The organism is Pseudoalteromonas caenipelagi (genome assembly GCF_013140855.1).
GTDB classification, from domain to species: Bacteria; Pseudomonadota; Gammaproteobacteria; order Enterobacterales; family Alteromonadaceae; genus Pseudoalteromonas; species Pseudoalteromonas caenipelagi.
In genome coordinates, this window is sequence record NZ_JABBPG010000020.1 from 1 (window position 1) to 5,271 (window position 5,271).

At 57.6% G+C, this 5,271-nt stretch carries 4 protein-coding genes; 1 reads left to right on the plus strand and 3 read right to left on the minus strand.

Annotated elements, in window-relative coordinates; translation table 11 throughout:
* Positions 1-130 precede the first annotated feature (130 nt).
* Complete coding sequence (locus tag HG263_RS22770; RefSeq protein ID WP_171628227.1) at positions 131-2,317, minus strand: immunoglobulin domain-containing protein; 2,187 nt, start codon at positions 2,315-2,317, stop codon at positions 131-133.
* Positions 2,318-2,604: 287 nt separating this feature from the next.
* A complete protein-coding gene (locus tag HG263_RS22775; protein ID WP_168837978.1) occupies positions 2,605-2,772 on the minus strand; it encodes a hypothetical protein in 168 nt (55 codons plus the stop codon).
* Here HG263_RS22775 and HG263_RS22780 point away from each other — a divergent pair.
* Positions 2,766-2,936 (plus strand): hypothetical protein, encoded by a 171-nt coding sequence (locus HG263_RS22780; RefSeq protein ID WP_016729406.1) that lies wholly within the window; start codon positions 2,766-2,768, stop codon positions 2,934-2,936. The genes HG263_RS22775 and HG263_RS22780 overlap by 7 nt on opposite strands.
* 1,100 nt (positions 2,937-4,036) lie before the next feature.
* On the opposite strand, the gene HG263_RS22785 is transcribed toward HG263_RS22780, so the two are convergent.
* Positions 4,037-4,831 carry an APH(3')-II family aminoglycoside O-phosphotransferase gene (locus HG263_RS22785; RefSeq protein ID WP_004614937.1) on the minus strand — a complete coding sequence of 265 codons (795 nt, stop codon included), beginning with the start codon at positions 4,829-4,831 and terminating at the stop codon, positions 4,037-4,039.
* Positions 4,832-5,271: the final 440 nt, after the last annotated feature.

Consider the following 5,271-nt stretch of genomic DNA (forward strand, 5'->3'; position numbering starts at 1 on the left):
GGACAGTGGGAGTGGCACCTTCCAGGGTCAAGGAAGGCACGGGGGAGGGGCAAACAACAGATGGCTGGCAACTAGAAGGCACAGTCGAGGCTGATCAGCGGGTTTAAACGGGCCCTCTAGACTCGAGCTATCAAGAACATTCGGCGGGGGCCAGAGATTTTTCGACGGTGTGCCCTTCGTGGGTGACCTGACAGGTCACGGACTGGTAGCTCTTCCACTGGTTGGCGGTCAGGTGCAGGAAGGAGCTGGCGGCGTACTTGTTGTTGGACTGCTTGCTTGGCTGGGTGGTGTCCACTCCCTGGGTCACGCTGTTTCCGTCGGCCTTCCAGTTCACCTTCACGGTGCGGGGGTAGAAGTCGGAGATCAGGCACACCAGGGTGGCCTTGTTGTCCTTCAGCTCCTCGGAGGAGGGAGGGAACAGGATCACGGATGGGGTCACGGCTGGCTGCCTCTTGATCTCCACCTTGGTGCCCTGGCCGAAGGTCCAGGGGTAGTTGTAGTCCTGCAGGCAGTAGTAGGTGGCGAAGTCCTCGGGCTGCAGGGAGCTGATGGTCAGGGTGAAGTCGGTTCCGGAGCCGCTGCCGGAGAACCGGCTGGGCACTCCGGACTGCAGGGTGCTGGCGGAGTAGATCAGCAGCTTGGGGGCCTTGCCGGGCTTCTGCTGGTACCAGCCCAGGTCGTTCCTGATGCCCTGGCTGGCCCTGCAGGTGATGGTCACCCTGTCGCCCACGCTGGCGGACAGGGAGCTGGGGGACTGGGTCATCTGGATGGCTCCGTAGGCTCCGCTGATCCACAGCAGCAGGGAGATGAACACCTGGGTCTGCAGCACCATTGGTCCTGGGTTCTCCTCCACGTCGCCGGCCTGCTTCAGCAGGCTGAAGTTGGTGGCTCCGCTGCCGGACCGGCGCTTCCTTCCCCTCTTGCCGGGGCTCCTGGAGATGCTCTTCTGGGTGTAGTGGTTGTGCAGGGCCTCGTGCATCACGGAGCAGGTGAACACGTCGCCCCGCTGCCACTCGCTGGTGGGCACGGACAGCTTGTTGTACAGGAAGTAGGAGCCGTCGCTGTCCAGCACGGCTGGGGTGGTCTTGTAGTTGTCCTCGGCCTTGCCGTTCTTCTCCCACTCCACGGAGATGTCGCTGGGGTAGAAGCCGTTGATCATGCAGGTCAGGGACACGCTCCTGGAGCTCAGCTCCTCGCGGGGAGGGCCCATGGTGTACACCTTGGGCTCCAGTGGCTGGCCCCTGGCCTTGCTGATGGTCTTCTCGATGGGGGCGGGCAGGGCCTTGTTGTGCACCTTGCACTTGAACTCCTTGCCCCTCAGCCAGTCCTGGTGGGTGATTGGCAGGGTGCTCACCACCCGGATGGTGGAGTTGAACTGCTGCTCGCGCAGGGGAGGGCGGGCGGTCCGCACCTGCTCGTTGTTGATGTACCAGGTGAACTGCACCTCGGGGTCGTCCTGGCTCACGTCCACCACCACGCAGGTCACCTCTGGGGTCCTGGAGATCATCAGGGTGTCCTTGGGCTTGGGAGGGAAGATGAACACGGAGGGGCCGCCCAGCAGCTCGGGAGGAGGGCAGGTTGGCTTGGAGCAGGTGCTTGGGGCCACGGTCTTGTCCACCTTGGTGTTGGTGGCTGGGTGGGCCACGTTGCAGGTCACTGGCTGGGAGCTGGAGGTCACGCTCACCACGCTGGACAGGGAGTACAGTCCGCTGGACTGGCGCACGCTTGGGAAGGTCCTCACGCCGTTGGTCAGGGTGCCGGAGTTCCAGGTCACGGTCACTGGCTCTGGCAGGTATCCCTTCACCAGGCATCCCAGGGTCACGGTGCTGGAGGGGGTGTCGCCGCAGCATGGGGCCAGTGGGAACACGCTGGGGGCCTTGGGCTGGCCGCTGGACACGGTCACGGTGGTTCCCTGTCCCCACACGTCCATTCCGTAGTAGTAGTGGGTTCCTGGCAGGAACTCCTCCTTGGCGCAGTAGTACACGGCGGTGTCCTCGGCCCTCAGGGAGTTCATCTGCAGGTACAGGGTGTTCTTGCTGTTGTCCCGGGAGATGGTGAAGCGGCCCTTCACGTCGTCGGTGTAGTAGGCGGTGATGCCGCTCATGGTGATGGCGGACACCCACTCCAGTCCCTTGCCTGGGGCCTGGCGCACCCAGTTCATGGCGTAGCTGGAGAAGGTGAAGCCGCTGGCGGCGCAGGACAGCCTCAGGCTGCCGCCGGGCTGCACCAGGCCCCCTCCAGATTCCAGCAGCTGCACTTCGGCGTGGGTTCCGGTGGCGGCGGCGACCAGAAACAGGATTCTCCATGTCCAGTCCATGGTGGCGGATCCGAGCTCGGTACCAAGCTTAAGTTTAAACGCTAGCCAGCTTGGGTCTCCCTATAGTGAGTCGTATTAATTTCGATAAGCCAGTAAGCAGTGGGTTCTCTAGTTAGCCAGAGAGCTCTGCTTATATAGACCTCCCACCGTACACGCCTACCGCCCATTTGCGTCAATGGGGCGGAGTTGTTACGACATTTTGGAAAGTCCCGTTGATTTTGGTGCCAAAACAAACTCCCATTGACGTCAATGGGGTGGAGACTTGGAAATCCCCGTGAGTCAAACCGCTATCCACGCCCATTGATGTACTGCCAAAACCGCATCACCATGGTAATAGCGATGACTAATACGTAGATGTACTGCCAAGTAGGAAAGTCCCATAAGGTCATGTACTGGGCATAATGCCAGGCGGGCCATTTACCGTCATTGACGTCAATAGGGGGCGTACTTGGCATATGATACACTTGATGTACTGCCAAGTGGGCAGTTTACCGTAAATACTCCACCCATTGACGTCAATGGAAAGTCCCTATTGGCGTTACTATGGGAACATACGTCATTATTGACGTCAATGGGCGGGGGTCGTTGGGCGGTCAGCCAGGCGGGCCATTTACCGTAAGTTATGTAACGCGGAACTCCATATATGGGCTATGAACTAATGACCCCGTAATTGATTACTATTAATAACTAGTCAATAATCAATGTCAACGCGTATATCTGGCCCGTACATCGCGAAGCAGCAAGAACATGTGAGCAAAAGGCCAGCAAAAGGCCAGGAACCGTAAAAAGGCCGCGTTGCTGGCGTTTTTCCATAGGCTCCGCCCCCCTGACGAGCATCACAAAAATCGACGCTCAAGTCAGAGGTGGCGAAACCCGACAGGACTATAAAGATACCAGGCGTTTCCCCCTGGAAGCTCCCTCGTGCGCTCTCCTGTTCCGACCCTGCCGCTTACCGGATACCTGTCCGCCTTTCTCCCTTCGGGAAGCGTGGCGCTTTCTCATAGCTCACGCTGTAGGTATCTCAGTTCGGTGTAGGTCGTTCGCTCCAAGCTGGGCTGTGTGCACGAACCCCCCGTTCAGCCCGACCGCTGCGCCTTATCCGGTAACTATCGTCTTGAGTCCAACCCGGTAAGACACGACTTATCGCCACTGGCAGCAGCCACTGGTAACAGGATTAGCAGAGCGAGGTATGTAGGCGGTGCTACAGAGTTCTTGAAGTGGTGGCCTAACTACGGCTACACTAGAAGAACAGTATTTGGTATCTGCGCTCTGCTGAAGCCAGTTACCTTCGGAAAAAGAGTTGGTAGCTCTTGATCCGGCAAACAAACCACCGCTGGTAGCGGTGGTTTTTTTGTTTGCAAGCAGCAGATTACGCGCAGAAAAAAAGGATCTCAAGAAGATCCTTTGATCTTTTCTACGGGGTCTGACGCTCAGTGGAACGAAAACTCACGTTAAGGGATTTTGGTCATGAGATTATCAAAAAGGATCTTCACCTAGATCCTTTTAAATTAAAAATGAAGTTTTAGCACGTGCTATTATTGAAGCATTTATCAGGGTTATTGTCTCATGAGCGGATACATATTTGAATGTATTTAGAAAAATAAACAAATAGGGGTTCCGCGCACATTTCCCCGAAAAGTGCCACCTGATGCGGTGTGAAATACCGCACAGATGCGTAAGGAGAAAATACCGCATCAGGAAATTGTAAGCGTTAATAATTCAGAAGAACTCGTCAAGAAGGCGATAGAAGGCGATGCGCTGCGAATCGGGAGCGGCGATACCGTAAAGCACGAGGAAGCGGTCAGCCCATTCGCCGCCAAGCTCTTCAGCAATATCACGGGTAGCCAACGCTATGTCCTGATAGCGGTCCGCCACACCCAGCCGGCCACAGTCGATGAATCCAGAAAAGCGGCCATTTTCCACCATGATATTCGGCAAGCAGGCATCGCCATGGGTCACGACGAGATCCTCGCCGTCGGGCATGCTCGCCTTGAGCCTGGCGAACAGTTCGGCTGGCGCGAGCCCCTGATGCTCTTCGTCCAGATCATCCTGATCGACAAGACCGGCTTCCATCCGAGTACGTGCTCGCTCGATGCGATGTTTCGCTTGGTGGTCGAATGGGCAGGTAGCCGGATCAAGCGTATGCAGCCGCCGCATTGCATCAGCCATGATGGATACTTTCTCGGCAGGAGCAAGGTGAGATGACAGGAGATCCTGCCCCGGCACTTCGCCCAATAGCAGCCAGTCCCTTCCCGCTTCAGTGACAACGTCGAGCACAGCTGCGCAAGGAACGCCCGTCGTGGCCAGCCACGATAGCCGCGCTGCCTCGTCTTGCAGTTCATTCAGGGCACCGGACAGGTCGGTCTTGACAAAAAGAACCGGGCGCCCCTGCGCTGACAGCCGGAACACGGCGGCATCAGAGCAGCCGATTGTCTGTTGTGCCCAGTCATAGCCGAATAGCCTCTCCACCCAAGCGGCCGGAGAACCTGCGTGCAATCCATCTTGTTCAATCATGCGAAACGATCCTCATCCTGTCTCTTGATCAGAGCTTGATCCCCTGCGCCATCAGATCCTTGGCGGCAAGAAAGCCATCCAGTTTACTTTGCAGGGCTTCCCAACCTTACCAGAGGGCGCCCCAGCTGGCAATTCCGGTTCGCTTGCTGTCCATAAAACCGCCCAGTAGAAGCCATAGAGCCCACCGCATCCCCAGCATGCCTGCTATTGTCTTCCCAATCCTCCCCCTTGCTGTCCTGCCCCACCCCACCCCCCAGAATAGAATGACACCTACTCAGACAATGCGATGCAATTTCCTCATTTTATTAGGAAAGGACAGTGGGAGTGGCACCTTCCAGGGTCAAGGAAGGCACGGGGGAGGGGCAAACAACAGATGGCTGGCAACTAGAAGGCACAGTCGAGGCTGATCAGCGGGTTTAAACGGGCCCTCTAGACTCGAG

Bases quoted from the DNA above. Each gene is read 5' to 3' on its own strand.
- HG263_RS22775 (WP_168837978.1), bottom strand. From the start codon at position 2,772: ATGCCAAGTACGCCCCCTATTGACGTCAATGACGGTAAATGGCCCGCC.
- HG263_RS22770 (WP_171628227.1), bottom strand. From the start codon at position 2,317: ATGGACTGGACATGGAGAATCCTGTTTCTGGTCGCCGCCGCCACCGGA.
- HG263_RS22785 (WP_004614937.1), bottom strand. From the start codon at position 4,831: ATGATTGAACAAGATGGATTGCACGCAGGTTCTCCGGCCGCTTGGGTG.